This window comes from Rothia sp. 110740021-2, from assembly GCF_054263775.1.
The window spans coordinates 373869-399956 of the sequence record NZ_JBSZFE010000001.1 but is presented as its reverse complement, the minus strand read 5'-3'; the positions used below and the strand labels follow the sequence as shown (position 1 = coordinate 399956).

Genomic DNA, 26088 nt, shown 5'->3' with positions numbered 1-26088 from the left:
ATTCCCACACCTTACTCCGGGCGTGAAAACAGCCCCTCGGTGTTCGTTAGTTGCACCCTAAAACAGGAAGAATGCTCGTCGAAAACCACATAGCATCACCAAAAACACAAGGAGAAGCAAATATGTATCAGACCCCGCAGAACCCCATTCATCCCGGTTCTTACACCACCACGAGCACTGGCACGCCGGTGGCTTCAGATGATCATTCGCTCACCGTGGGCGCCGATGGTCCCATCGTTCTGCACGATGCTTACGCTGTTGAAAAGCTCGCTCAGTTCAACCGTGAGCGTGTGCCCGAGCGTGTGGTGCACGCGAAGGGAACCGGCGCATACGGCTACTTTGAAACCACCGAAGACGTTTCGCAGTACACCCGTGCGGCGCTCTTTCAGCCCGGCGTTAAAACCGAGCTGCTGATTCGTTTCTCAACCGTGGCGGGCGAATCCGGCTCCCCCGATACCTGGCGTGACCCACGCGGTTTCGCGGTGAAATTCTACACCACCGAAGGCAACTACGACCTGGTAGGCAACAACACTCCTATCTTCTTCATTCGCGATGCCATTAAGTTCCCCGACTTCATCCACTCGCAGAAGCGTATGCCCGGTTCGGGTCTGCGCGATCACGATATGCAGTGGGATTTCTGGAGCCTCAATCCGGCATCGGCGCACCAGGTAACCTGGCTGATGGGCGACCGCGGCCTGCCCCGCACCCTGCGCCACATGGACGGCTTCGGCTCTCACACCTACCAGTGGATTAACGCCGAGGGCGAGCGCTTCTGGGTTAAGTACCACTTCAAGACCGAGCAGGGCAACGAGTTCTTCACCCAGGCTCAGGCCGATGAAATGGCGGGTAAGGATGCTGACTTCCACCGCCGCGACCTGCGCGAGGCTATCGAGCGTGGCAACTACCCCGCCTGGACGCTCTATGTGCAGATTATGCCCTATGAGAGCGCGAAGACCTACCGTATTAACCCCTTCGATCTGACGAAGGTGTGGCCGCACTCGGATTACCCGCTGATCAAGGTGGGCCGCATGGTGCTGGATCGCAACCCGCAGAATTTCTTCGCTGAAATCGAGCAGGCAGCCTTCTCCCCCTCGAATTTTGTGCCCGGTATCGCGGCTTCGCCCGATAAGATGCTGCTCGGTCGTATCTTCTCCTACCCGGATGCGCATCGCTACCGCATCGGCACCAACTTCGCACAGCTGCCCGTGAACGCACCACACGCAGCGCCGGTGAACAACTATTCGCATGACGGTTCGATGCGTTATAACTTCAACGACCCCTCCGTTCCGACCTACGCGCCGAATAGTCTGGGTGGACCGCATGCGGATGCGGAACGCGCTGGCGAAGGTAGCTGGGAGTCTGATGGCGAGCTGGTACGCACCGCCTACACCCTGCGCCCGGATGATGATGATTTCTCGCAGGCTCGCACCCTCTACGAGGTAACCATGAACGACGAAGAACGCGAACGCCTGATCAGCAACATCTCCGGTCACGTAGGCGCTGTTCGTTCCGACGAGATTCGTGAACGCGCGTTCCAATACTGGGATAGCGTTCACCCTGAGCTCGGTTCTCGCGTTCGCGAGGCCGTGGCAGCCGCCGCATCTGGTTCATAAGATACGGTAGCGTCTGTTCTCCTGTAGATTCGAGAACATGACGCACAGCTGGCTACTACTATGGGGTCGGTAACTTTCAGTGAGGTTGAGTCACCGGCCCCATATTTTAAACCCGTTTGCAGGATTACAACCCTCTCCAAACACAAAAATCGCCCGGAAGAGACAACACCGTGTGGGTGTTTCTTCCGGGCGATTTTACGTGACGGGTTTTACGAACTATGCGGATGCACTAGCGCCAGGGGGAGAAGCGCCGAAGACCGCTTCCTGTCCACGCACAATATCGAGGAGCTCGCGAATCTGCGCCGCGCTCAACACAGTGGAAGGGTTAATTGCGTTCACCTTCACGCTCGGTGCGCCAATATCCAGGGCGTAACGCAGAATATCCAAGGCATTTGCCGAACGCGCCTCAACATGCGGGTCCAGTGCCGCAATCTCAATGGGCGAGGTGAACACCAGTAGGCTCTGCGGGTTGCCATTCTCATCCGGGTCAAACACGAAGGAGGTACCAGACGGGTCGGCCGGGTCAACACCCATCAGCAGCACGGACGCCGGGGACGCCAGCGAGCCGAGCAGCATCTGCATGTTGTCCTGCACAAGCGCCATTTTTGCACCGTCATTGCGGGGAGAAGTGACAATCCAGTGCACCTGAGCGCGCTCAATGTAGCACTCATGGTCAGTACCGGGGTCAACCACGATCAAGTCCAGCACCTCATTGCTGAGGAAGTCAATGAAGACCTTCATCGCCGGTTCACGCAGAATCAGCTCATCCCCCTCGGATTCCTGACGCACGTAGCTCTTGCCAATGTGCTCGGAGGAGGAGAACACGCACAGCGCCTGCATGCTGGTCTCTGGCATCCGAATGACCTGGTGGGCCAGCACCGATTCGGGGCCCATTGCGTCCGTCTCGGAAGGAATCAGCAGGGAACCGGTCGCGTCGAGCAGAACGTCACCACCGAGCATTGTACGAACCACGTTAATGAGGGTTCGCTCCTGCACGTCGTTACGGAAGGTTTCCAGAGCGGAGACCAAGTACGGGTTCGGAATCTCATGCTCGTTCGAAGACAGCGCAGCTACGGCAGAGTGGCGGGCACGGCCCTCCATACGCTCACGAGCCCATGCGGGGACAAGCGAAGCATCACGTGGGAACTCAGCCAAGTGCTCACGCACGTCGGTTGCGGTCAGGGTGCCTTCATTCTTCCAGCTAGCAGGCTCGTCGTCACGGTTGTAGGAGGCACCCACGCTGAACTGCGGGTTGGGCCAGTCAGTAGCCGCAACCACGATGGAGGCGGTAAACCAGGTGCCGCGGTTACCGTCGTAGGCAGCGCGCTGCAGCTTGCGGACCTCAGCAATAATGGGTGATCCGTCCTTGAGCGGGCCGATGGTACCGATGAACTCTTCACCGTTGCGGAATTCACGCACGCGCACGAAAATCTGACCTACCAGAGGTTTGACGTCCAGCACTATTTCGCTCCAGCCGGGGTCAACACTAACGACATCCAGCAGCCAGCTTCCAATGTTGTTCAGCGCGTCCTGGATGCGCGCGGCACGGCTACTCGTCTCGGCGAGGCGGGGTTCAGTCATAGTTCATATATCCTTGAGTGTGATTACGGCGCGGCTGGAAGCATCCGTGTCCGGTCGTAGTGTCGGCTTACAGGGTGCCGGAAGAAGCCGTCCCTTCGATTCTAACGAACACGGGCACTCCACGCAGATAGTTTACGCCGGAAGATATATGCTCTACCTCTCCCTCAGAGCTCTTGGATACGGCTCAATCAGGCACCTTAGAGCCCAATACGCCTAAAGCGCACATTAAAACCGGGGATACACGGCATGGTGAACGCTAAAAGGTTGATAATCTTGAAGCATGACGAATTCTCTGCAGGACCTTATCGACGCATCGATTTTTATCTCTACCGAGTACCAGGCTCGACTCGCCGAGCTCGTGGGTACCTCCGAGTGGAATGTGGATTTCACCTCCCAGTCTCTGGATTTTGACTCCACTCCCCCGCTCTCGCTCAAGCCGCATCTACTGGGCACTGAATCTGAGAACCGCGGTACTTGGATTTGGTCTTGGCAGCAGCTGGGCTACTTCCCCGACTCCGTTGTTTCTGCCGCTATTCAGGCTCGTGAAACAGGTGAGCGTGACGGCTTGGTTGAGCTGACCACCGACGAGCTGCCCCTCTCCGAGTCTCTGGCACGCCGTCTGACCCTGGCGACCAAGACCATTAGCGGCCTGTACGCACACTACCCGCTGCCCGCAGGTGCTGGTGTGCGCGCATGGACCTTGCTAGAGGGCGCTGAGCTGACCCTCGAGGCACCGACCTACAAGGGTATTGGCCGCGTCATTGCTAAGACCCTGCAGAGCGAAGAGGTACACAACCAGGTTCTGGCGGTGGACTCCTACGCTCAGCAGCGTGGCTTCCACATTGCCTGGGATACCGAAGCAACCGCAGTGCTGACTGCAACCGACGGCGCCCTGCGCCTGTGGTTCGACGAGGGCCGAATCAGTGGCATCGAGCAGGCTGAACCTCAGGTTGGCCCCGAAGTTCTGGAGCAGTGCGCAGCCGCTGCCGCACAGCGTCGCGAATCCCTTGCAGCACTTCGGGCCGAGATTGAGCGCGTGGCAGCTGCTGAGGCAGCGGCTCAGAACGCACAGCGCGAGCAGGAGGCGGCAGAACGCGCCGCTGCACGTGCCGAAGCTGAGGCTGAGCGTGCCGCAGAAATTGCCGAGCACGCACCGGTCGCAGAGACCGAGGTTGCCGGCGTTGAGAGCACCGAGAACCTCTACCCCACCGACGAGGCTCCCTTCGATCAGGACCCGGCAGAGCACGTAGAGCCCGGCCTGGTTACCGTGGAGACCCTGCCTGGCGAGTACGAAGCAGAAGAGACCGAGCAGGCTCGCGTCTACACCGACGAATCCATCGGTACCGAGCAGCCCGAGCACAAGACCGTTGAGGCTTCTGGCGAGTACGTTAATGTTAAGGAGCCGGTCGCAGCTGAACCTGTTGCTGAGCAGCCCGTCGAGGTTGAGCAGAAGGAAGCAGAGTACGAGGAGCAGCACGTGGAGCCCATCCGCAGCTCTGGTGCAACTCCCGACCTGCAGGCAGAGCACGAAGAGGCAGCCCGCCGCGAGCAGGAAGAATCTGCACGCCACAAGGCAGCGCAGCCCAAGAAGAAGGGCTTCTTCTCCCGCTTCTTCGGCCTCTAAACCGAATACGCAACATTCCTCAGGCGCGGTATCCTCGTGGTACCGCGCCTGAGGCGTGCCCGGCAGGTAGAGTACCCCCAGTGCTATTCAAAGCCCCCGCTGGCGCATCCCGAGGACTAGCATTAGAAGAACGTAACCGAGAACTTAGTTCAGAAGAAGAAACCATGTCAGAAACACAGAAGCACACCACCCGCAACGGGTTCATCGCCATCATCGGCACCTACATTATTTGGGGTCTGCTCCCCCTGTATTTTGTGATGATGGCGCCGGCAGGCCCTATTGAGATTGTCGTGGCGCGTGTGGTCTTCTCCCTCATCTTCTGCGCCCTGCTGCTACCGATTTTGAGGGTAACTGCAGACTTCCTCCGTGCGCTACGGGACCGCCGCATCATGCTGGTGCTGACGGCGGCATCATTCCTCATCTGTGCGAACTGGCTTATCTACGTGATGGCGACAACCAGCGGCCACACCATTGACGTGTCCCTGGGATATTTCATTAACCCACTGGTCTCCGTGGTGCTGGGCGTCATCTTCCTGCATGAGCGCCTACGCCCGGCACAGTGGGTATCTGTGGCGATTTCCTGTATTGCGGTGCTGATCATGAGCCTCATCTATGGCCAGGTGCCGTGGACGGGTCTGGGCGTGGCGTTCACCTTCGGCATCTACGGTCTGCTGAAGGCGCGCATCGCCCACGATGTCAGCCCCATTATTTCGCTGTCTCTAGAGACTTTCATCCTGGCGCCCTTCGGCGTTGCCGCCCTCTTGGTGCTCAACGCGCAGGGACAGATGACTCTCCTCAGTGAGGGTCCCGGACACTTCTGGCTTCTCGCCTCCACGGGTGTGGTCACCGTTGTGCCGCTCATGCTCTTTGCTGCGGCCACCAAAGCTCTTCCGCTTTCCGTCATCGGCATGGTGCAGTACCTGGGCCCGACCATCCAGTTCGTTCTGGCACTGACCGTTCTGCACGAGCAGATGAGCGCCGATAAGGTGCTGGGTCTGAGCCTCATCTGGGTCGCTCTCGTCATTTTCACTGTGGATGCGTTGCGTGCCTCCCGTGCCTACCGCGTCTCCGCGCTGTCCGACCCGGAAACCGGCATGATCCCGCTCGTGCAGGCTGAAGACGTACAGAGTAAGTAGCTCTCCCTACCCCGCGCAAAACGCAGTCCCGCATAAAACACCGTGATGCCCCGCAGGCGTTAGCCTGCGGGGCATCACTGTGTATCGCGTTCACACTCTAAAGCTCAGAACCCTGAGCTTCAGCAGCATCATCGAGAGCATCCAGATCCGGCTGACGGTGCAGGTTCAGCAGAGCCAAACCCAGGCCACCCCAGATAATCAGGATTGCCACAATGAGCATCACAATTGCGGAGATAGACATGAGGGCTCCTAACGGGTAATGGTCGAATCAACGTGGCCGTGCTCCACCTGACCGGCAATCACCGGAGGCGCCGGAGGCTCTTCAGCAGCACGAGACTTCTTCGACCAGGGCAAGAGAGAAACAACAATCGCGCCAACCAGCAGGAGTGCACTCATACCCCAACCGAAAATAGCCAGCATATCTGCCGGGTAACCCTCATAGGGGGTTGCCACAAGCTTAATGACGCTCTGAATCAGGGAGTAGCCCAGAATCAGCGGGGTCACGACAGCCAGCAGAATCATCCAAATCTTGCCAGCCTTGATGGAGGAGTAGCGGTTCAGGTGCTCAGCCAGAGCCGGCAGTGCACGCACCACGTATGCAACCACGATAATGGCGCACAAGCCAGCTGCCAGAATACCGAAGAGGTTCACGAAGTTATCGAGAATATCAAGCACGTACAGACCGGTGGTGGTCGGCATCAGCAGTAGCGAAATCAGAGCCATCGGAACAACCACCAGAATGGTAGATGCCAGGCGGGACGTCGCGAACTTGTCCTGAATACCGGCAATAATCACCTCAAGAATCGAGATGAGGGAGGTGAAACCAGCAAAGAGCAGGGAGCCGAAGAAAAGGATACCAATCAGCACGCCGCCGGGCGCCTGAGAAATAATGGTCGGGAACGCGATGAACGCCAGACCAATACCGCTGGTTGCAACCTCGCTCACCTGGGTGCCAGCAGCCTGAGCCATGAAACCCAGAGCAGCGAACACACCGATACCCGCAAGAAGCTCAAAACCGGAGTTTGCGAAACCAACCACAGCACCGGAACCGGTCAGGTCAGTCTTAGGCTTCAGGTAGGAGGAGTAGGTAATCATAATGCCGAAGCCGATAGACAGGGAGTAGAAAATCTGTCCATAAGCTGCAACCCACACATCGGGGTTAGCCAGGGAGTCCCAGCTGGGAGTGAACAGAGCATTCAGACCATCAGCAGCACCGGGCAGGGTCAGCGAGTAAATCACCAGACCAACAAACATGACCAGCAGCAGCGGGATAAAGATGATGTTGGCTGCACCCACACCCTTCTGAACGCCCAGAGCCATCACAGCAAGCAGGACGCCCCACACAAGAACCATGGGAATCAGGACGTTCATGTTGAAGTCCAGGGAGACACCGGGAGTGTCTGCAACCTTCAGGAACTCCCCCTGGAAGAACGCCTTCGGATTGTCGCCCCACTCATTGGTGAAGGAGAAAACCATGTAACGCAGCGACCACGCCACAATAGCGGCGTAGTAGATAGCGATGACGAAATTAATACCCATGTGCCACCAGCCGATGAACTCGGTCTTACGGTTCAGACGGCGGAAAGCTAGCGGGGACGACGCACGCGCACGGTGACCGATAGCGTAGTCAAAGAAAAGGAAAGTCAGACCGGCGGTCAGCAGGGCGACAATGTAGGGGATCATGAAGGCGCCGCCGCCATTATCAAATGCGATGTAGGGGAAACGCCAAATATTGCCCAGACCAACAGCAGAACCGATGGCGGCAAAGATAAAGACGCGACGGCTAGAGAAGCCTTCGCGCTTCGTGGGCGCCTTAGGGGTAGATGCTCCCATAGTTGTAAACCTCGAATGTGTGGGGACGCGGATGGTTGGTGCGAGAATAACCCGTTGGAGTGGTTGGGTTCTACTCGCGTCCAGAAATAGTAAACGGCTCTCCAACACGGGTTGGGTGTGGGAGCCGTCAGGCTTCTGAGGGGTGGATGTGCACCTCGGACATTCCATAAGGTTTACCTTAAAGGCGGAGAGCTGGTCAAAAAGGCCCCAGTATGCGGAACTTCTTGGGGTAAAGCACATACCCCTAGCTATCCCATAAATCGGCGCGGACTAGCCAAAAGACAGAAAACCCCCGCCAAATCCAGGCAGATTTAGCGGGGGTTTTGAAGTGTGAGACGCCCGGAGTCGTTAGACTCGGGCACACGCTAAACGGCAGGTTTTAGCCTTCGCGGTGAACCACAGCGTGAGCAAAAGACTCCAGTGCAGCCTTTGCTGTAGACTCGGGCAGCGGAGCAATCGCGGCAATCGCGCGGTCCGCCCAGTCGTAGGCAATCTGCCATGCTTCCTGGGTGACCGGGTGGGCGGCGAGCGCCTCCACTGCAGTCTCCAAGGCCTCATCGGAGCTCAAATCGGCATCCAGCAGGGCGCGAACAGCAATAGCGGATTCTTTGTTGGCAGCTACCGCACGGTCCAGCAGGATGGTCGGCAGGGTGGGCACACCCTCGCGCAGGTCGGTGCCGCGGGTCTTACCGCTGGTCTTGCCGTCACTGACAATGTCAATCACATCGTCGGCCAGCTGGAAAGCCACGCCTACCAGCTCGCCGTACGCCTTGACCATAGAGATAACGTCTTCGGAAGCACCCGAAAGCAGGGAGCCGTACTCACCGGCTGCGGCAATCAGGGAGCCGGTCTTGCCCTCAATGACAGCAATGTAGTGGTCGAGTAGGTCCTGACCCTCGCGCGGACCGGTGGTTTCGAAGAGCTGGCCGAGCACCAGACGCTCAAAAGTCTGGGACTGAATCTTCATGGGGCGGGTGCCCAGCTCGGACACCAGTAGGGATGCACGGGAGAAGATCAGATCGCCGGTCAGAATCGCGACGGAGTTGCCCCAAATCATCTGGGCGCTGTCCACGCCGCGGCGCTTGGGCGCATCATCCATCACGTCATCGTGGTAGAGGGTTGCCAGGTGGGTCAGCTCAACGACCACAGCAGCTTCTATGACGTCATCGTTGATTTCGCCGTCGACCGCTGCGCAGAGCAGTGCCAGCAGTGGGCGCACGCGCTTGCCGCCCGCCGAGAGCAGGTGACGGGATGCGACGTCTGCCAGATGGTCAGTCTGTTCAATGGCTTCTGCCAGGCGCTCCTCAATACGTGCGAGAGAGGAGAGAATTTGCGGACCCAGCTTGGGGTCTGCGGCGATGAGTTCGAAGCCTGCAGGAAGCTTCAGGTCGAGATCTCCCAGCAGGTCGGTTGCGGCAATGGGTTGCTCTGCGTTGCTCACGGTGTCTTCTATCTTCTTGGTGTTGGTATCTTCGGTAGGGTGTGAAGGCGGTGTCTATGCGTTATGGGCTCCAGGCTTGAAACCGCGGTGAATGGCGACGATGCCGCCGGTAAGGTTGCGGTACTGCACGGAGGTGAAGCCCGCTTCCTTGAACTTCTGCGCCAGTTCCTGCTGGTTGGGCCATGTGATGATGGACTCGGCGAGGTATTCGTAGGATTCGGGGTTGGAGGAGATTGCGCGGGCGATCGGCGGGATTGCCTTCATAATGTAGTTCTTGTAGACCGCGCCGAAGGGGGCGAAGGTTGGGGTGGAGAACTCGAGGATAACGATGCGGCCGCCGGGCTTGAGCACGCGGTAGATTTCGCTCAGTGCTTTGGGGTAGTCAGCGACATTGCGCAGGCCGTAGGACATCGTGACTGCGTCGAAGGTTTCATCTTCGAAGGGCAGGGCGGTGACGTCTGCCTGCACGAAGGTCATGTCGGGACGACGGCGGCGGCCCACGTCGAGCATGCCTTCGGAGAGGTCTGCTGCGATGACATCCACGCCGGCGTCGGCGAAGGGTTCGGAGGAGACGCCGGTACCTGCGGCTACGTCCAGTACTTTCTGGCCGGGGCGCGCGTCGACGGCGGCGACGGCCTGTTTGCGCCAGTAGATGTGCTGACCAAGCGAGAGGATGCCGTTCATGAGGTCGTAGCGTTCAGCGACGGTATCAAACATGGCGGCGATATCGCTGGTTTTCTTGTCTAGGGTTGCGCGGGTTGCGCGGGTATTCTTCTCTGCGTTCACGCTCTCAATTGTGGCATGGAGGTTACTAGATTCAATAGTTGGGTAACCCGTAGTAGTGTCGCACGGTGTGTTAAGGTGCGTTCTGAAGTTATTTTTGAGTCGCCAATTCGGGGTTTTATTCAGTTTTTTCGATGGGATTTATGCGCATTCAGCAAAATTTATGAATATTTATGTATATTCTTGCATTTTTTAACATAGGGGCGCACAATGGAGCCTAGAGTTCATAGAACACACCTCACACAGGAGCATCCCAATGAACACCGCAATCTTCAACAAGGTATTCCTCAAACCCCTCGCACTGCTGGCAGTGCTCCCCCTGGCACTGACCGGCTGCGTCTCCACCGCCAATGAGAACACCGACCCTAACGGCGAGGTCAGCCTCGTAAAGTCCGGCACCCTCAGCGTCTGCACCAACACCCCCTACAAGCCCTTCGAATACGAAGAAAACGGTAGCATCGTCGGTCTGGATGCAGACATCGCCAACGCTATCGCCTCCGACCTGGGTGTGAAGGCTCAGCTGACCTCCATCAGCTTCGAGGGTCTGGACTCCGGTACCGGCCTTGTCACCGGTCAGTGCGATATCGCTCTGGCGGGTATCGGAGTAACCGATGAACGTAAGAGCAAGATGGAATTCACCACCGTCTACTTTGACGACAACCTGGCAATCCTGGTCCCCAAGGGTTCCTCCATCACCTCCGCAGCAGACCTAAAGGGTGTCAGCGTTGGTGCACAGCAGGCAACCAGCGGCGAATCCTACGCCAAGGAAAACGGTGCAGAGGTCATCCAGTACGAAGACACCTCCCTCATGTTCTCCGCTCTGAAGACCGGCCAGATCAAGGCAGTCGCAGCGAACCTCTCCGTGGTTTCCGAGGCGCTGACCAACAACCCGGACTCCTTCAAGATCGCCTACCAGGATTCCGATAACACCGAGCAGATTGCCGCAGCAGTTTCCTCCAACAACAAGGCCCTGCTGACCAAGGCAAACGCCACCATTACCAAGCTCAAGGAAAACGGCGAGCTCGACAAGATGAAGGCCAAGTGGGTTGGTGTCACCTCCACGAGCGCCTCTTCCTCCACTTCCTAAGCGTCTAGCCGGTTAGCTTCTCCCCCAATTCAGGAGTACCCTTACTACTTTTGGGTTGGGGGATTCTCCGGCCTTTACCCTTGTGAGCGTATAAAACGCTCTTGACCGAATAGCACACGGATAAGAAAGCGCATGTCCTCTAAACTCTCACCCCGCCAGAAGCAGAAGCTCTTCAGCTACGCACAGTACGCCCTTCTGTCAGTTATCGCCCTGACGGCCATTCTGCTGGCTGACTGGAAGACCCTCAGCCAGCAGGTATTCAACCTTGATGTTGCGGCTCAGCAGTTCCCCGACGTCATCACCGTGGCATTGAAGAACACCCTGCTGTACACCACCTTGGGCTTTATCGTGGGCCTCTCCGGCGGTCTGCTGCTGGCGCTCATGCGTATTTCTTCCATCGCCCCCTACCGTTGGATTGCGACCCTGTACGTGGAGCTTTTCCGTGGTATCCCGGCGCTGCTGGTCTTCTTCGCCTTCGGTTACGGTATTCCCCTGGCGTTCAAGATCCGCTTCGTGGATAACCTGATTCCGGTGACCCTGTCCCTGGGTATGGTTTCGGCAGCTTACATTAGTGAGGTTCTGCGTGCGGGTCTGCAGGCGATTCCGAAGGGCCAGATGGAGGCGGCACGTTCCCTGGGTATGTCCCACACTCGTGCAATGATTTCGATCATTATTCCGCAGGCGTTCCGCGTGGTTCTGCCCCCGCTGACCAACGAGGTTATCCTGCTAACCAAGGACTCCTCCCTCGTGTACCTGCTGGGCGTGACGGTTTCTCAGTACGAGCTGGCAAAGTTCGGCCGTGAGGGCCTGACCGCCGCTAACGCGGGTCTGACTCCCCTGGTGGTTGCGGGTCTGTGCTACCTGATTATCACTGTTCCGCTGGGCCAGCTCTCCGCATATTTTGAGCGCCGCACCCAGCTTGCGGGCCGCAAGTAAGCGCAACGACAGATACGGATTACGGAAGATACTATGACTGCTTCAACTTCATCCATGGCCGCCTCCTCGGTGCGCATCTCCAACCTGCACAAGTCCTACGGCAAGGTTCAGGTTCTTAAGGGCATTGACATGCAGGTCGAGCCGGGCGAGGTCGTGTGCCTTATCGGCCCTTCGGGTTCCGGTAAGTCCACCCTGCTGCGTTGCGTGAACCTGCTGGAGGAGCCGAACGACGGCACCATCATGGTGGGCGATACCGAGGTCACCGACCCGGACGTAGACATTAACCGCGTGCGTACCCACATGGGTATGGTGTTCCAGCAGTTCAACCTGTTCGGTCACCTGAACATTCTTGATAACTGCACGATCGCTCAGATTAAGGTTCTGGGCCGTTCCACGGCGGAGGCGGAGGCGGTTGCCCTCGAGCAGCTCGCCAAGGTGGGTCTGGAAGGCAAGGAAGACCGTTTCCCGGCTCAGCTGTCCGGTGGTCAGCAGCAGCGTGTGGCTATTGCACGCGCGCTGTCCATGAACCCGGACCTAATGCTCTTTGACGAGCCGACCAGTGCGCTCGACCCGGAGATGGTCGGCGAGGTTCTGAGTATTATGCGCAACCTTGCTAACGAGGGCATGACCATGATCGTGGTGACTCACGAGATGGCATTCGCCCGCGAGGTCGCCGATAAGGTCGTCTTCATGGCCGACGGCGTGGTCGTGGAGGAGGGCCCCGCCGATCAGGTGATTGGCAACCCCCAGCACGAACGTACTCAGGCTTTCTTGGCGCGCGTGCTCGATCCGACCCACACCGTAGTAGACTAGTACTAGCTCTTGAAAAACATAGCGGGCGGTGCTGTACGAAACATTCTGTTTCGCGCAGCACCGCCCGCTTTTTAATGCTCTAGTTCGCGGCTATTTCGGTTCTAGAAGATACGGCGCGCCACCTTGTCAAAGAGACGGTCCGGCAGCACGGTATGCAGGAACACGGAGGGCTTAGCACCGAAACCCACCAGGTAGCGGGTCTTGGGTTGGCACGCCTCCAGGGCTCGCAGAATAGTCCTAGAGATCACTTTGGGCTCTGAGAGGTTGGAGGACGGCGAGTAGAGCCTACGCATATTTGCAGCAACACGCTGCGCCTGCTCAGCGTAGACACCGTTTCGGGAAGGTTCCTCCAGGTGGTCTGCCGCGATGAGGCCCCAAGGGGTCTTAATACCGCCGGGCTCGATAATGACCACGTCAATACCGAACTCTTCAACTTCCATGCGCAATGCATCGCTGAACGCTTCGAGGGCGTACTTGGTGGCGTGGTACCAGGCTCCGAGGGGCATGGTAATACGCCCCGCCATCGAGGAGAGGTTCAGGATGCGCCCGCGACCCCGTGCGCGCATATGCGGCAACACCAGCTGGGTGAGGCGCGCCAGGCCGAAGAGATTCACCTCGAACTGGCGACGTGCCTCGTTGATGGGGACGTCTTCAATAGCGCCGTAAAATCCGTAGCCCGCGTTGTTGATGAGCACGTCAATGCGGCCTTCTGCGTCAATGATCTGCTGTACGGCGGCTTCCATGGATGCCTCATCGGTAACGTCCAGGCTCAGCGCTTTCACACCCTCGGAGGCGAGCTCTTCAATCTTCTCAACGCGGCGGGCGGCACCGTATACGGTGTAGCCGTAGCGCACCAGTAGCGGCGCCACGTCGTATCCAATACCGGAGCTGGCGCCGGTGAGAAGAACGACGGGGCGTTGTACTGATTTGGGCATTGCGTATCCTTTCGGGTTGTCCTCTGCAGTATTAGCGGGAGTGTACTTCTCAGGGTACGCTACACGCGGTGTATAAGCATGCAGAGAGCTCGGGGTGTAGCGTGAGGGTATTCTCACCGGCATACGTAAGGGCATGAAGGCATACAAAAAGCTCGCCGCGGCATCCTGTGCAGATGCGGCGGCGAGCTAATGTTTTGGGGTCAGGGGTTTAGAGACCGGGGTTTAGACCTCTTCGACGTCAATATTGACCTTGGGTTCGGGGTGCGATTCGCCGGTCAGCATAGTCACCAGCAGGGTGGAGTCCTGAACGGCGCGCAGGGAGTGCAGCAGCTTGGCAGTCACATGGATGGGCTTGCCGGGCACCAGGGTAATATCGCGGTCCTTCACGTGGAAGAGGACCTCGCCCTTGAGCACCTGCACGAAGATGGGGTGTACGCTATGGTGCTCGTGCCAGGACTGGCCTGCAGCCAGTTCCATGAGGGTCAGGTTACCGCCGTCGGCATCAACGATCTTGCGTGCCTGGGGTTTATCGTCAAAGGGGGTCAGCGCTTCGGTGAGCTGGGGAAATACGAGGACGCGGCCTTCATGGGTACCTGCCATGGTACGCACCTTTCTCTTCAGGGGTGAGCGAAAGGGGGAACACAATCCCCTCCCTATATTTGGTATAGAAAATACTAAATTATTTATTATTGTATTCCCCTGCTAGCAACGAAACAATGCCTCAGCTCACATCAAACTGAAACACCCGCGCAGGAAGGGGAACAATATTTACTGGTAACTCCACACCTTAGAATAGGCGGAGCGATTACTATTACGCGGACGCAACAGGCTCACCAACATCGCCGTCGTACCAAAGCTCACCGCAGTAATCATGCAGGTTGCCGCGGTAAATGCACCACCGGGAATCGGCGCAAAAATCGCAATCAGATACAGGATGACCGCGCAGAACGACAGGAACAGCGTTGCAATCGTCATCAACGGCACCAGCACCAAACCACCACGCGCCGGAACCGCAAAATCTGCTGGACGCACATAACGCAGCACACCCATACCCACAACCGTCCAGATGGCGGTAACCAGAATAGCGGTCACAACATCCGCCGGGCGATGCCACCCGTTAATAATGGTGGAGGCACCCGTCAGACAGGTCGCCAACGCCGCACACAGCGCTACCGTAGGCCGCAAAAAACGAGGTGCCGCCAAGAACAGAGCCGCACCCGCTGCTGCCGCGAAGGTCGTGTGGCCGCTGGGTGCCGAGTTGATCAGTGCCTCCTGAACGCCCAGATCAGGCTTCACAATCAGATAGTGCTTGAGCAGATACGTACTCGTCACCGCGGCAACCCCGACCAACACACCAATCAGCAAGGGCAGGAACCGATGCTTCCAAATCAGCACCGCGACCAGACCCAAGACGGCAATCATGCCGACAACCGCGGGGAGAGAATCCAGCGCGGTCAGGGTCGGACCGCTGTAGCTCTTGAACTGGTTTGCATACTCGGTGTACGCCTGCTCATCAACCTGCTGGCCGGTCGTCGTGTAAATGAAGAACGCGAACACACCGTAGAGCAACAGCCCCAAGAACAGCAACGCCATCACGTGACGCATCAGAATACCGCTACTCGGAAGATGGTGCCCTTGCTCTTCGCCGGGACGATCCACCGGGCGGCCCGAAGCATCCACGGGGACCTGACCGGTCTGAACATACGCACCGTTCGGGTAGGCAGCTGCAGGATACGCCTCGGGCGGATAAGCCACCGGCTGCGGAGGCGCCTGCGGGGGCATCTGCGGAGGAACAGGCTGCTGCGCGCCCATCTGAGGCACACCCATCTGGCGCGCACCCATTGGGGAGGCGCCCGTCTGATTGTTTAGCGGAAAACCGCTCACCGGAGGCTTCGGTGGATTGAGACGGCGAGTAGCCTGCATCGGCTCATCCGCACTGTAGTTGCCCTGGGAATCACGTTCCTGTAGCGAGGGAATCGTCTCAGGAATCTTGATGGGGGCGCGGTAGGCACGCGGCAGAGGACGGGTTGCACCTATAACCTCTGAAAGTTCGGGGTGCAAAGAAATAACTTCGGTATTCGCGGATTCAGCGTTCGCGGAACCCTCATTTGTGGGACCTACAGACGCAGCTTCGTGAGCCAGCGATAAACCGTAATCCTTCAGAACTTTCGTACGGTCATCACTGTGCCTTGCAGCAGGGGTGGCCGTTTCGTGGGCTCTAAGCACCTGGGTAGGGTCCTGATAGTCAGAGAGCACTGCAGCGGCATCAGAGCTAAAAGCCGTGGTAGGCGCGTTATCAGAAGGGTGAAGAGCGCGAGTAGCATCCAGGTTCTCCGAATCACCCCAACCGGGATTCCCCGCACCTGTTGCTTGCTCTTTTGATGTCTTCTTCATAACCTCTCCGTACCTTCTGACCCTCATATCTATTAGCGGTATTCACCCTGCCGGTACCCACTGTTTGGGCGGTAGCCCCCAAGCCACCGATTTCACGTACCACAGCGCCGGTTCTTTCGGGCGAATTACTACCTACTATTCCAGGTTAAGCTATGAAAAACTAAAGTTTTTTCGACCATAACCTGAGAGTTTCCAGAGAATGCGTGATAGGGTGCGAGCGCGCCCACCCGCCCCCAGAATGCTATGGTGAGCTCATAGCGCATCCAAGAAGGGCAGATACCTTGAACACCAGTATGAGCGTGCCACCTCTCGGCTACGGTTTTCGCCTCACAAACATTCCCCTGCCGCCCCTGCGGGAAGTCCTGGAGAACCTGTTCACGGTCGAAATTCCGATGACCGTGACCTTCCGCGGGGTCAATAGCCGCCAGAGCGCACTGATCCGCGGCCCGCACGGTTGGGGCGAGTTCGCACCCTTCCTCGAGTACGGCGTGCAGGAGTCTGCCGCGTGGCTTGCCTGCGCTCTGGAGGCAGCATGGTTACCCGCACCGGAGCCGGTGCGTACGCGCATCCCGCTGAACGCGACCCTGCCGGCGGTAGCAGCGGAGCGTGTTCCGCAGGTGCTCACCAAGTACGAGGGTGAGATTCAGGAACTCAAAATCAAGGTGGCGGAGAAGGGTCAGAGCCTCGCCGACGATATTGCGCGTGTGGCGGCAGCACGAGATGCTCTCCCGAATGCCCGTCTGAAGGTGGACGCGAACATGGGCTACACCCTCGGTGGCGCCCTTGAGGCACTGCACAAGCTCTGCGACTACGGCATTATTTACGCCGAGCAGCCGGTGGCATCCATTGAGGACATGGCTGCACTCCGCTTTGCCATTGCTAAGGAGGGGCTGCCCGTCCGAATTGCCGCAGACGAGTCGATTCGTAAGGCGGAAGACCCACTGAAGCTGGCCCGTGCGAACGCCGCGGACCTGATGGTTGTTAAGGCGGCGCCGCTGGGCGGTGTACGTCGTGCGCTCGCACTGGTGAAGCAGGCGCAGCTTCCGGCAGTGGTTTCTTCTGCACTGGAGTCTTCGGTGGGCATTGCCACCGGTGCCTCCCTGGCAGCTTCCCTACCGACTTTGAGGTACGGGTGCGGCCTGGGCACGGTCTCCCTCATGGCTGAAGACGTCACCGATGAGCCGCTTATCGCCCACGACGGGTTTATGGACCTGCGTGCCATCACCCCCAGCCCGCAGCGTCTGGAGCGTCTTGCCACCGATGAACAGACCCGCCAGTGGTGGGTAAACCGCGTCACCGACTGCTACCGGGTGCTGGAACGCGCCGCCGGGCTATGAAGACTGTTAGTTGTCAAGGTCGCACCTGTGAAGGGTAACCATAACTGAATGAAAGACCTTACGGCTTTAGAATGGTACGGTGACTGAGAACCGCTCAACCCCCGCCATGCTCACCGCAGTATCCGTACTCGACTCGCTGATTCGTGCCGGTATGCGGCATGTTGTTGTGTCTCCGGGTTCCCGTAGTGCACCTCTTGCCTACGCTATTGCCGCCGCCGCTGAAGCCGGCGCGCTCATTGCGCATGTGCGCGTGGACGAGCGAAGTGCAGCCTTTACCGCCCTGGGTATTGCCAAGGCATCCGGTCAGCCCGTCGGCCTGGTGTGCACCTCCGGTACGGCACTGGGCGAGTACGTACCCGCCGTCATGGAGGCGTACCACGCTGGCGTGCCCCTGGCGGTGCTGAGCGCGGACCGTCCGGAGCATCTGCGCGGTAGCGGCGTGAATCAGACGACCCGTCAGGCAAGTTTCTTCCATCCTTTTGTGCGCGCTGAAGCTGATTTGACTTCCTACCCCGAGCAGGTGGAGGGTGAGCAGACTCAGGCTTTTGCCGCCTGTCTGAATGCGCTGACCGGTCGTAGCGCCGAGCACTGGCGCAAGCACTCGACGGAGCCGATTGGCCCTGTGCACCTGAATATTTGTTTCGATACGCCGCTGACCCCCTCGGGTCGTTTTGCGCAGATGCTTCCGCAGTGGGCGCTGAGCCTACTGGATGATTACGACCCGCAGGCTGAGGGCCGCGCCCGCGCCGCCCGCGCTGAGAGTCCCGGGCTCTCCAGCGCTGAGCAGCGTTGGCTTCTGGATTCTTTGGAGTCGCAGGCGGACCTGGCGGAGTTAACTCCGACGCATCGCACCGTGGTGGTTGCCGCTGACGGTGCCGGCGAGTTTGCGGCGGAGTTCGCGCGCGTGCTGAACCTGCCGCTATTTGCGGAGCCTTCCTCCGAGGCACGCCACGGCGTGACCTCCATTCCTCACTACCCGCAGCTACTCGCTGATGGTTCGTTCGCCCCCGCCGCGCAGATTGAGCATGTGGTGCTCTTCGGACACCCTACGCTCTCGCGCCCGATTACGGCGCTATTGGAACGCGAAGATATTCAGTGCGCGTTCTACGCCCCGCGCCGCGCCAGCTGGTACGAGCCGGGGGTTCGCTCCTTCGTGGAGTTGTCGACCCCGCACGAGCTTGCTGAGTTTGCGTGCGCATCCTCTGTTGCCGCTAATGAGCAGGTTGACGAGCTGAGCTGGCTGGAGCAGTGGGTTACCCCGGCACGCAAGCTACAGGAGAAATGCCTGCGCGCCATTGCCGCCTACGAACACCCCGATGCTAAAAGTTCGGTTGACTACACTAATTACCGCAACCGCACAGCTGGCCGCTCCTACGCCCGCCGTGTCTGGCAGGATGCGGTGACTCAGCGCCGCCTCATGGTTCTGGGATCCTCAAACCTGGTGCGTGATTTGGATGCGGCAGCCCCCGCCCTGGGCGAGCCCGCCCCCACGCGCGTATTTGCTAATCGCGGTCTTGCCGGTATTGACGGCACCATTGCGACCGCTATTGGCGTGTCCCTGTCGGGCTATTACCCTGCCGGCATGGATGAGAATTCCCGCCCGGTCATTGGCGGCGCCGCGCTGCCGGTGACTCTGCTGTGCGGTGACCTAACCTTCCAGCACGATGTGTCCTCGCTGAACCTGCCAAATACTGAGCTTCTGCCCGAACTACGCGTTGAGGTCTTTGACGATGCCGGCGGCGGTATTTTCACGACCCTTGAACACGGCGATATAGCTCGTCAGAAGCAGTTCACCGCCGCTGTGGATCGTTTCTTTACGGTGGCTGCCGCCCCGAATACTGATCTGGCGCGCATGGCTGCCGGTTTTGGTACCGAATCAGGCATTGAGGTGTGCATTCACACACCCTAAAGCCGTTTCTAAAGGTTGCAGGTAAGCCCCATCCGCAGAGTTGACCGATATACTGAAAACTACCTGTGCCGTAGCCTTCCGTGGCTGAATCTAGCCGGTCGTAGCGGTTTCACTCGCCGCTACATTCGCGTTTTTCTGCGCGCCTGCTGATGCAAGGCACCTTATCTATCTTTTATTGACATTCACGCTCTCGCCGCTGATGCACACCGCACACAACCCGAGGTTTTACCCCGGTGAGCCCGGTGTATGCGGCGGGCGTTGCTCCCAAGGATTCTCATGAGCTCACTCGATATTATTGTCGCTGTCCCCTCCGGAGCCGGTTGGGTTCCCGTACACGCTATGGCGGAGCTTCTCGCTCGCTACACCGGCGGTACTGTACACACCGTGGATGTGGGCGCATCCCTCAGCAAGGAAACGAAGCTTCTGGCACGTCTGCCCCGCCTCAAGGGCGGTTCCAATCGATGCGTGGTGATTGCTTCTGATCCCGGTCAGCTGTACGCCATTTCGCAGCGTTCCTTCGTTTTCCGCCGCTACGGCGCTATCTACGGCTGGGTGATTGATAGCTTCTGGGATGACCGTATTCCCGCGGTGGCTAAGTCCTCCACCTACGACCGTATTTTCGTTGCCGACGTTGATGACGTTCAGCCCTGGACCGCTGCGGGTGTGAAGACTCCCGGCGTTCTGCCCTGGGGCGCGGATGTTTGGAGCAAGTTCAGTGACCGTCTGGCTTCGCTGGAGTCGAAGAGCACCGATCTGTTGCGTGTGGGTCGTCAGCCCGCCGCATACGAAGATGACGAGGCAACTGCCGCCCTCGCCACGGAGCTGAGTCTGAGTTTTGAGGGCCGCCCGCCCTTCGGTGCAAACGACCGCGAATCGGCTCAGCACCTGCAGGATTCTCTAAACCGTGCGAAGTTCCTGCTGGCATTCTCCACTTCGGTCAGCCCGGCATCCTACACTCACCCGACCAAGGAGTACATCACCGGCCGTTGGACCGATGCTCTGGCTTCGGGCGTGACCGTTGTCGGCAAGGTCCCGAACACCACCACCGTACGTGAAATCCTTTGGGACGGCGCGACCATCGACATTGATCACGCGGATGCACGCGCCGGCCTTACGCAGGTTGCAGAAGCCACCTGCCGCTGGACCCCCGCGCAGGGTGAACATCAGATTCGTCAGGCTCTGCAGCATCTAGATTGGCGTCACCGTTTTATGCAGCTCTGCAAGGCAATGGGCGATATCCCCGCTTCCTTGGCGACTGATTGCGAGGCAATGCGCACCCAGTACGTTCAGCGCTAAATACGTACCCTAAGGTTATGAGCATATAAAAGGTGAGGACTGGTTTCCGTCATAGAAACCAGTCCTCACCTGTATTTATGCTCCATTAGGCATATTGCATATAGAGGTTTAGGGCAAAGCCTGACCCAGAGTAATCGGACCGGTGAAGCCACTGGTATCCGGGTGATTCGCTTCGAGGTACGCCGCTACCGGTGCGTCTTCAAGCTGAGCCAAACGATCCAGCAGGAAGCGAGTAGCACCCGGCGCATACGGCAGCTTATACATTGCTGCGGTCGTCGCCTCGTCATCACGATCTAAAGTGGAGGAACGAATCGACTCAATAGCGGTCACCATGGTGTTCCGTTCACGCTCCACGAAGGTGCGGTCCACCGGCTCACCGTTACCGGGCACAAACACGCGGTAGCGATCAAATTCGAGCACCGCACCGAGAGTATCAATCCAACGATCGGGGAAAGAATCCTCAAAGTAGGGGTCGGTACCCTCTTCAATCAGACCACCCATGAACAGCACGTCTTCAACACCGACCATAATGTCACCATCGGTGTGACCGGGTCCCATGTACATCAGGGTCGCGCTACGCTCACCCAGGTCGATGGGGGTGAAAGTGATGCCGTCGCCCCTATTGGCGACCAAGCGGTTGGGAATAACAATATTAGTGGCGGCACCCTGGTTATGTGCCATTTCCGGTTCCAGCGTCTCGACATAGGGACGCTGCGCCTCACCGTATTTACGGATTGCACGCGCGGCGCGAGGATGCGCCCAGAATTCTTCGGCACCCATTGCCGCGAAAACATCGTTGCCGAAGAAACGCTCATAGTGACCGTGAGTGTTTACGACGGTAATAGGAAGGCGCGTGAGACGGCGAACCTCATCATAAATTTCGGTTGCCTGACGGGGACCAGCGCCGGTATCTACGACTAGTGCACGTTCCAGCCCGAGGACCAATCCGGTGTTCAGTCGGTAGTTATCGGTCGCAATGCGGTACACACCGTCTGCGAGTTCAATAGTACGAGCCATAAATACAACCCTACTGGAATTTTTAGCGTCTGAGGGGTTATTCAGGCTTCAGAGAACAGAAATTTACTGTTCGTTAACGATTCAAGGCAATGAAAGTGCATTATTTTGCACAAACTTATCTTTAGCAACAGGAACGTGGTGAGCCTTATCAACCTCTCCGGATTGTTTGAACAGCGCAGCATCGCCAAAGGAGCTCCTCAAAGAGTCCGGCGTGCATCCATAGACGCAATATTTATGCCACGATGCCACTCAATCTAGAGTTGTGCGTACGGTTAAACCCGCATCTAACACCCCTATAGGATAGGAGTATGACTTCTTCCCCTACCCCATTTTCTAACCCCTCAGCTCAGCCTTTCCCCAGCGGCACCGGACGCTACGCTCCTTCCCCTTCGGGGGATTTGCATCTGGGTAATTTGCGTACCGCTATTTTGGCGTGGGCGATGGCGCGCCGCGGTGGCAATCCCTTCTATCTGCGTGTGGAGGATTTGGATCGCGTGCGTCCGGGTGCTGCGGAGCGTCAGATTGCTGATTTGGCGGCTCTGGGTTTGGATTGGGATGCGAGCCCCGGCGCCCCGACAGGGCGTATTGAGGGCAGCGAAAGCACCGAGGGCAAGGAAGCAGGCGTACTGTACCAGAGCACGCGCATTGCCGCCTACGCGCAGGCGGTTCAACTGCTACGCGAGGCGGGACTCGTCTATGAGTGTTTCTGTACTCGCCGCGAAATTCAGGAGGCCTCAAGTGCCCCGCACGGCGCGCCGGGCGCATACCCGGGTACCTGCCGTGGGCTGACAGAAGCACAACGGAAGGAGCGTGGCGTTCAGCGTCCGCCAGCTCTGCGCCTGCGCGCTGAGCACACGAGCTACACGGTGCAGGATGATTTTTACGGTGCCTACACGGGGCTGGTGGATGATTTTGTGCTGGTACGCAATGACGGCACCTACGCCTATAACCTGACTTCCGTGGTGGATGATGCCTTTGTGGGGGTTGAGCAGATTGTGCGCGGTGATGATCTACTCCCTTCTGCGCCTCGCCAGTCGTATTTGGCGCAGCTTTTGGGTTTGGCACAGCCGCGTTACGCTCACGTACCACTGGCACTCAACGAGGAAGGTAAGCGTCTGGCAAAGCGTGATGGTGCGGTGACCCTGCCGCAGCTGCGTGAGGCGGGCATTGAAATCCCGACGATTTTGGGGTGGATTGCCGCTTCTATTCCGGTGTATAACGTCGATGGCTCTGTCCATTCGGCGGATGCTCCGGTGCCCAATGCCGCGGCAATTTTGGAGCGTTTTGACCCGGCTCGTATGGCTTCTGAGCCGTGGGTCGTGAAGGATTTCTAAGCTTCTGTGACATTGTTTTACGACAGTTCAACACTCTGAACGGCTTTTAAATTTTTCGTTTAATCCGTTTTATATGCATATGCCATTGAGCGTTTGCGTTGCTTTTCAAGTACATATCTTTGACTCAAGTGCCCGAAACCCTGAAATTCAGGGATTTTTAGGGCACTTTTTCGCACATGCTCCCACAGCCCCCCACCTGTACGACCATAAAATTTACACAGCAAATACATATTTATTCCACAACTTCTCATCTCTAACCGTCAAATAGACTTTATTTTCAGCCTTTCAAAGCCTAGACTGTATCCTATGCCACTCATAAAGTTATGGCGTAGTGCATAAATACACACAGACACGTATTATCACCAGGAGAGAAGGAACATTATGGCCGCGAGTACATACCAGGTCATCGCGCTGGCGATTTATTTTGTTGCCATGATCGCAATCGGCCTATGGGCAAATAGCAAAAACAACAGCCTCGACGACTACGTGCTGGGCGGGCGGCAGCTCTCCCCCACGGTCGCCGCTCTCTCAGCAGGCGCCTCCGATATGTCCGGTTGGCTCCTCATGGGTCTGCCCGGCGCCGTCTACCTCAGCGGTCTCTCCCAGGCATGGCTCGCCGTCGGTCTGACCATTGGCGCATGGTGCAACTGGAAGTTCGTGGCACCGAGACTGCGTAGCTACACCGAAGTAGCAGGCGACGCCGTGACCGTCCCCGTCTTCCTGAGCAACCGCCTCCATGACACCAAGCGCGTGCTGCGCATCGTCTCCGGCATCGTGATTCTGGTGTTCTTCACCTTCTACGTCTCCTCCGGTATGGTGTCCGGTGGTCTGTTCTTCAAGTCCTCCTTCGGCCAGGAATACCACACCGGCATGCTCCTGCTGGCAGGCATTACCGTGTTCTACACCCTTTTCGGCGGCTTCATGGGCGCCTCCTACACCGACATGGTTCAGGGTCTGCTCATGCTTGCAGCACTCATTGCCGTGCCGATTATCACCATCATCGATCTTGGCGGTGTGGACCCGGTGGTTGAATCCATCAGCCAGGTTCGCCCCGACGCACTCAGCATCTTCGCAGGCACCACTTTCGCCGGCATTGTTTCATCCCTCGCATGGGGTTTGGGATACTTCGGCCAGCCTCACATTATCGTGCGCTTCATGGCAATGCGCACCCCCGAAGACGCAAAGTCCGGCCGCCGCATCGGCATCAGCTGGATGGTCCTGACCGTGTTCGGTGCGCTCAGCGGTGCATTCATGGGTATCGCCTACTTTGCACGCCACCCCGAGGCATCCCTCACCAACCCCGAAACCGCGGAGTCGGTCTTCCTGGACCTCTCGCAGATTCTCTTCCACCCCTTTATTGCAGGTCTCATCTTGGCTGCGGTTCTGGCGGCAATTATGTCCACCCTCTCCTCACAGCTGATCGTGTGCTCCTCCGCTCTGGTGGAGGACCTCTACGGTATCTTCTCCTCAAAGAAGCTCAGCGCCGCCAAGTCCCTGTGGCTCGGCCGTGCAGGCGTGGCAATCGTGGCACTGGTCGCCGGTGCCCTGGCATGGAACCCCAACAGCTCCATTCTGCAGCTGGTCGCATTCGCGTGGGCTGGTTTCGGTTCGGCATTCGGACCGACCGTTCTACTCTCCCTCTACTGGCGTAAGCTAACCACCCAGGGCGCACTTGCCTCCATGATTACCGGTGCCGTTGTGGCGTTCGCATGGGGTCAGAGCCCGATGAAGTCCGTACTCTACGAAATGGTTCCCGGCTTTGCTTCGGCGATGCTGGTCGCAATCATTGTCTCCCTGATCACCTACAAGAAGAACCAGGTCATTGAGGAAGAGTTCGACCGCGCAGCAGAGCTCGCAAAGGTCGAGTAGCCTACAAATAAGGGTAAGGTTCCTTACCCAACTTCTAAGGCCCGGGCCGCACACACGCGGTCCGGGCCTTCTTATATGCGGGCACCCCATGCCACAACCTCAGGCAATGCCCGGGCAACGTAGAATAGGGTCTATGACTGCACAACTTCCCGAAAAGGTCTCGGACATCTTCAACCCCGCCAACTGGCGCGTCGTCGAAGGCTTCGAAGACTTCACCGACATCACCTACCACCGCCAGGTTGAGCGCGACGAAAACGGCGAAATCCTCCGCGATCTGCCCACCGTGCGCATCGCATTCGACCGCCCCGAGGTCCGCAACGCATTCCGCCCGCACACCGTGGACGAACTATACCGCGCCCTCGACCATGCCCGCATGACCTCCAACGTAGGCACCGTACTACTCACCGGCAACGGCCCCTCCGCCAAGGACGGCGGCTGGGCATTCTGTTCCGGCGGCGACCAGCGCATCCGCGGCCGCGACGGCTACCACTACGCCAGCGGCGACACCGCAGAAAGCATCGACCCGGCACGCGCAGGCCGACTGCACATCCTAGAAGTGCAGCGCCTCATCCGCACCATGCCCAAGGTCGTTATCGCCCTCGTCTCCGGCTGGGCTGCAGGCGGCGGCCACTCCCTGCACGTGGTAGCCGACCTGACCATCGCTTCCGAAGAGTACGGCAAGTTCAAGCAGACCGACGCAACCGTCGGCTCCTTCGACGCAGGCTACGGTTCGGCGCTGCTTGCACGCCAGGTGGGTCAGAAGTTCGCCCGCGAAATCTTCTTCCTCGCCAAGGAATACGACGCACAGCGCATGTACGAAATGGGCGCAGTCAACGACGTAGTCCCCCACGCAGAGCTTGAGAATAAGGGCCTGGAATACGCGGCGCACATTGCCCGCCAGTCCCCGCAGGCAATTCGCATGCTCAAGTACGCCTTCAACCTGCCTGATGACGGCATGCTCGGCCAGCAGGTCTTCGCCGGTGAGGCAACCCGCATGGCGTACATGACCGACGAGGCTGTGGAGGGTCGCGACGCGTTCTTGCAGAAGCGTGACCCGGACTGGTCCAACTACCCCTACTACTTCTAAGAGGCAGCCCCTTTCCGCAGAAGTAATTTCAGATGCATAGGCTCGGAGCCGGATTCAACCCCT

At 58.4% G+C, this 26088-nt stretch carries 21 protein-coding genes; 12 read left to right on the top strand and 9 right to left on the bottom strand.

Going from position 1 to position 26088, the window contains the following annotated elements; all coding sequences use genetic code 11:
* Positions 1-122: 122 nt before the first annotated feature.
* On the top strand, positions 123-1613 hold the full coding sequence (locus ACUXHH_RS01700; protein ID WP_279754833.1) for a catalase: 1491 nt from the start codon (positions 123-125) through the stop codon (positions 1611-1613).
* 216 nt (positions 1614-1829) lie between these two features.
* Here ACUXHH_RS01700 and ACUXHH_RS01695 read toward each other — a convergent pair whose 3' ends face one another.
* Positions 1830-3194 (bottom strand): SseB family protein, encoded by a 1365-nt coding sequence (locus ACUXHH_RS01695; protein ID WP_458390695.1) that lies wholly within the window; start codon positions 3192-3194, stop codon positions 1830-1832.
* Between the two features lie 280 nt (positions 3195-3474).
* Between ACUXHH_RS01695 and ACUXHH_RS01690 the strand changes: the two genes are divergently transcribed.
* Both ACUXHH_RS01690 and rarD read left to right on the top strand, forming a co-directional pair.
* A complete protein-coding gene (locus ACUXHH_RS01690; RefSeq protein ID WP_458390694.1) occupies positions 3475-4818 on the top strand; it encodes a DUF6882 domain-containing protein in 1344 nt (447 codons plus the stop codon).
* A gap of 164 nt (positions 4819-4982) precedes the next feature.
* Positions 4983-5954 (top strand): EamA family transporter RarD, encoded by a 972-nt coding sequence (rarD, locus tag ACUXHH_RS01685; protein ID WP_458390693.1) that lies wholly within the window; start codon positions 4983-4985, stop codon positions 5952-5954.
* Positions 5955-6051: 97 nt separating this feature from the next.
* On the opposite strand, the gene ACUXHH_RS01680 is transcribed toward rarD, so the two are convergent.
* From ACUXHH_RS01680 to ACUXHH_RS01665, 4 genes are all read right to left on the bottom strand, one after another.
* Positions 6052-6195, bottom strand: coding sequence for a methionine/alanine import family NSS transporter small subunit (locus tag ACUXHH_RS01680; protein ID WP_083311170.1), 144 nt, complete (start codon positions 6193-6195; stop codon positions 6052-6054).
* 8 nt (positions 6196-6203) lie between these two features.
* Entirely contained in the window at positions 6204-7787 is a 1584-nt protein-coding gene (locus tag ACUXHH_RS01675) for a sodium-dependent transporter (protein WP_279740771.1), read from the bottom strand.
* A 379-nt stretch (positions 7788-8166) separates the two neighbouring features.
* Positions 8167-9228 (bottom strand): polyprenyl synthetase family protein, encoded by a 1062-nt coding sequence (locus ACUXHH_RS01670; protein WP_279740772.1) that lies wholly within the window; start codon positions 9226-9228, stop codon positions 8167-8169.
* A gap of 54 nt (positions 9229-9282) precedes the next feature.
* On the bottom strand, positions 9283-10014 hold the full coding sequence (locus tag ACUXHH_RS01665) for a demethylmenaquinone methyltransferase (RefSeq protein WP_279788536.1): 732 nt from the start codon (positions 10012-10014) through the stop codon (positions 9283-9285).
* 253 nt (positions 10015-10267) lie between these two features.
* Here ACUXHH_RS01665 and ACUXHH_RS01660 point away from each other — a divergent pair, with 253 nt between their 5' ends.
* The 3 genes from ACUXHH_RS01660 to ACUXHH_RS01650 all read left to right on the top strand — a co-directional run bounded on the left by ACUXHH_RS01660 (position 10268) and on the right by ACUXHH_RS01650 (position 12847).
* On the top strand, positions 10268-11098 hold the full coding sequence (locus tag ACUXHH_RS01660) for an ABC transporter substrate-binding protein (protein WP_458390692.1): 831 nt from the start codon (positions 10268-10270) through the stop codon (positions 11096-11098).
* A 132-nt stretch (positions 11099-11230) separates the two neighbouring features.
* Positions 11231-12034, top strand: a complete 804-nt coding sequence (locus ACUXHH_RS01655; RefSeq protein ID WP_279740777.1) for an amino acid ABC transporter permease — start codon at positions 11231-11233, stop codon at positions 12032-12034.
* Positions 12035-12067: 33 nt separating this feature from the next.
* Entirely contained in the window at positions 12068-12847 is a 780-nt protein-coding gene (locus ACUXHH_RS01650) for an amino acid ABC transporter ATP-binding protein (RefSeq protein WP_279788530.1), read from the top strand.
* A 101-nt stretch (positions 12848-12948) separates the two neighbouring features.
* On the opposite strand, the gene ACUXHH_RS01645 is transcribed toward ACUXHH_RS01650, so the two are convergent.
* From ACUXHH_RS01645 to ACUXHH_RS01635, 3 genes are all read right to left on the bottom strand, one after another.
* Positions 12949-13782, bottom strand: coding sequence for an oxidoreductase (locus tag ACUXHH_RS01645; RefSeq protein WP_458390691.1), 834 nt, complete (start codon positions 13780-13782; stop codon positions 12949-12951).
* 222 nt (positions 13783-14004) lie between these two features.
* A complete protein-coding gene (locus ACUXHH_RS01640) occupies positions 14005-14382 on the bottom strand; it encodes a cupin domain-containing protein (RefSeq protein ID WP_279754827.1) in 378 nt (125 codons plus the stop codon).
* A 168-nt stretch (positions 14383-14550) separates the two neighbouring features.
* Complete coding sequence (locus ACUXHH_RS01635) at positions 14551-16176, bottom strand: phosphatase PAP2 family protein (RefSeq protein ID WP_279740783.1); 1626 nt, start codon at positions 16174-16176, stop codon at positions 14551-14553.
* Positions 16177-16469: 293 nt separating this feature from the next.
* Here ACUXHH_RS01635 and ACUXHH_RS01630 point away from each other — a divergent pair, with 293 nt between their 5' ends.
* The 3 genes from ACUXHH_RS01630 (at position 16470) to ACUXHH_RS01620 (ending at position 20718) form a co-directional block, all read left to right on the top strand.
* A complete protein-coding gene (locus ACUXHH_RS01630; protein WP_458390690.1) occupies positions 16470-17513 on the top strand; it encodes an o-succinylbenzoate synthase in 1044 nt (347 codons plus the stop codon).
* Positions 17514-17592: 79 nt separating this feature from the next.
* Positions 17593-19422: a 2-succinyl-5-enolpyruvyl-6-hydroxy-3-cyclohexene-1-carboxylic-acid synthase gene (menD, locus tag ACUXHH_RS01625; protein WP_458390689.1), complete on the top strand. Its 1830-nt coding sequence runs from the start codon at positions 17593-17595 to the stop codon at positions 19420-19422.
* A gap of 276 nt (positions 19423-19698) precedes the next feature.
* Positions 19699-20718, top strand: coding sequence for a glycosyltransferase (locus tag ACUXHH_RS01620; RefSeq protein ID WP_458390688.1), 1020 nt, complete (start codon positions 19699-19701; stop codon positions 20716-20718).
* A gap of 108 nt (positions 20719-20826) precedes the next feature.
* Here the strand turns inward: ACUXHH_RS01620 and ACUXHH_RS01615 are convergent, their stop codons facing one another.
* Positions 20827-21735 carry an MBL fold metallo-hydrolase gene (locus ACUXHH_RS01615; RefSeq protein ID WP_458390687.1) on the bottom strand — a complete coding sequence of 303 codons (909 nt, stop codon included), beginning with the start codon at positions 21733-21735 and terminating at the stop codon, positions 20827-20829.
* Between the two features lie 308 nt (positions 21736-22043).
* On the opposite strand from ACUXHH_RS01615, the gene gluQRS reads away from it, so the two are divergent.
* The 3 genes from gluQRS to ACUXHH_RS01600 all read left to right on the top strand — a co-directional run bounded on the left by gluQRS (position 22044) and on the right by ACUXHH_RS01600 (position 26025).
* The gene (gene gluQRS / locus ACUXHH_RS01610; protein WP_458390686.1) at positions 22044-23069 is read left to right on the top strand and encodes a tRNA glutamyl-Q(34) synthetase GluQRS; all 1026 of its coding nucleotides are present in this window, start codon (positions 22044-22046) and stop codon (positions 23067-23069) included.
* 381 nt (positions 23070-23450) lie between these two features.
* Entirely contained in the window at positions 23451-24938 is a 1488-nt protein-coding gene (putP, locus tag ACUXHH_RS01605; RefSeq protein WP_458390685.1) for a sodium/proline symporter PutP, read from the top strand.
* A 133-nt stretch (positions 24939-25071) separates the two neighbouring features.
* Positions 25072-26025 (top strand): 1,4-dihydroxy-2-naphthoyl-CoA synthase, encoded by a 954-nt coding sequence (locus tag ACUXHH_RS01600; protein ID WP_458390684.1) that lies wholly within the window; start codon positions 25072-25074, stop codon positions 26023-26025.
* The last annotated feature ends 63 nt before the right edge of the window (positions 26026-26088 follow it).

Bases quoted from the DNA above. Each gene is read 5' to 3' on its own strand.
- ACUXHH_RS01700 (WP_279754833.1), top strand. From the start codon at position 123: ATGTATCAGACCCCGCAGAACCCCATTCATCCCGGTTCTTACACCACC.
- ACUXHH_RS01695 (WP_458390695.1), bottom strand. From the start codon at position 3,194: ATGACTGAACCCCGCCTCGCCGAGACGAGTAGCCGTGCCGCGCGCATC.
- ACUXHH_RS01690 (WP_458390694.1), top strand. From the start codon at position 3,475: ATGACGAATTCTCTGCAGGACCTTATCGACGCATCGATTTTTATCTCT.
- rarD (WP_458390693.1), top strand. From the start codon at position 4,983: ATGTCAGAAACACAGAAGCACACCACCCGCAACGGGTTCATCGCCATC.
- ACUXHH_RS01680 (WP_083311170.1), bottom strand. From the start codon at position 6,195: ATGTCTATCTCCGCAATTGTGATGCTCATTGTGGCAATCCTGATTATC.
- ACUXHH_RS01675 (WP_279740771.1), bottom strand. From the start codon at position 7,787: ATGGGAGCATCTACCCCTAAGGCGCCCACGAAGCGCGAAGGCTTCTCT.
- ACUXHH_RS01660 (WP_458390692.1), top strand. From the start codon at position 10,268: ATGAACACCGCAATCTTCAACAAGGTATTCCTCAAACCCCTCGCACTG.
- ACUXHH_RS01655 (WP_279740777.1), top strand. From the start codon at position 11,231: ATGTCCTCTAAACTCTCACCCCGCCAGAAGCAGAAGCTCTTCAGCTAC.
- ACUXHH_RS01650 (WP_279788530.1), top strand. From the start codon at position 12,068: ATGACTGCTTCAACTTCATCCATGGCCGCCTCCTCGGTGCGCATCTCC.
- ACUXHH_RS01645 (WP_458390691.1), bottom strand. From the start codon at position 13,782: ATGCCCAAATCAGTACAACGCCCCGTCGTTCTTCTCACCGGCGCCAGC.
- ACUXHH_RS01640 (WP_279754827.1), bottom strand. From the start codon at position 14,382: ATGGCAGGTACCCATGAAGGCCGCGTCCTCGTATTTCCCCAGCTCACC.
- ACUXHH_RS01635 (WP_279740783.1), bottom strand. From the start codon at position 16,176: ATGAAGAAGACATCAAAAGAGCAAGCAACAGGTGCGGGGAATCCCGGT.
- ACUXHH_RS01630 (WP_458390690.1), top strand. From the start codon at position 16,470: ATGAGCGTGCCACCTCTCGGCTACGGTTTTCGCCTCACAAACATTCCC.
- ACUXHH_RS01620 (WP_458390688.1), top strand. From the start codon at position 19,699: ATGAGCTCACTCGATATTATTGTCGCTGTCCCCTCCGGAGCCGGTTGG.
- ACUXHH_RS01615 (WP_458390687.1), bottom strand. From the start codon at position 21,735: ATGGCTCGTACTATTGAACTCGCAGACGGTGTGTACCGCATTGCGACC.
- gluQRS (WP_458390686.1), top strand. From the start codon at position 22,044: ATGACTTCTTCCCCTACCCCATTTTCTAACCCCTCAGCTCAGCCTTTC.
- putP (WP_458390685.1), top strand. From the start codon at position 23,451: ATGGCCGCGAGTACATACCAGGTCATCGCGCTGGCGATTTATTTTGTT.
- ACUXHH_RS01600 (WP_458390684.1), top strand. From the start codon at position 25,072: ATGACTGCACAACTTCCCGAAAAGGTCTCGGACATCTTCAACCCCGCC.